Genomic DNA, 633 nt, shown 5'->3' with positions numbered 1-633 from the left:
GAGAAGAGGTCTTCGCAGGTAAATACACTGTGCCCGCTGCGAGGTAACACGCCGCATGAGGCGCGAAGCGGCCATCCAAGGTTCGCCTACGGACTGCCACGCGACAGCACGCAATTATGCGAGCTCGTGGATCGTCACGCCCGGCACGACAGCCTTGGCGATCTCGCATAGGTGCTGGTGATGCGTGAGGTAGATCACTTGACCCGCGCTTGCCATCTGACCAAACAACCGGAACACCTCCTCTGACCGGAAATGGTCGAAGGTCTCCATAATGTCGTCGGCAATGAATGGCACCGAGGGTCGAAACTGGGCGAACTCGTAGTATCCGGCAAGCCGCAGCGCCAGGTAGAGCTGAAAACGCGCACCCTTTGAGAGGGCGTCGGCGACCTTGGACTGCCCGTCGCGCTGCAATGCGATGAGGACCTCCCCGCCCTTCACAGGTTGGGTCGCAAGCCCCGAATACTGACCGCGCGTGATGAGTGCGAATGCATCAGATGCCCGCTTCATCATCCCGGAGCGATGGCGCTCGCGGTACACGCGCAGAGCGTTCCCGGCGGCCATGACGCCCAGTTTGAGCTCGATGTAGCGGACCGCCTTTTCTTCGATTTCCAAAAGAACGGTGCGGCGCTCGGC

The 633-nt window shown here is 61.0% G+C and carries 1 pseudogene; it reads right to left on the bottom strand.

Annotation, left to right across the window (positions count from 1 at the left end):
• Positions 1 to 114: 114 nt before the first annotated feature.
• A pseudogene (locus E5W70_RS32630) lies at positions 115 to 633 on the bottom strand (hypothetical protein); the annotation flags it as partial.

Origin of the sequence: Mesorhizobium sp. (assembly GCF_005063415.1) — a bacterium.
Classification (GTDB): domain Bacteria; phylum Pseudomonadota; class Alphaproteobacteria; order Rhizobiales; family Rhizobiaceae; genus Mesorhizobium.
The sequence above is the reverse complement of the archived record's forward strand: the minus strand, read 5'-3'. Positions and strand labels throughout refer to the sequence as shown.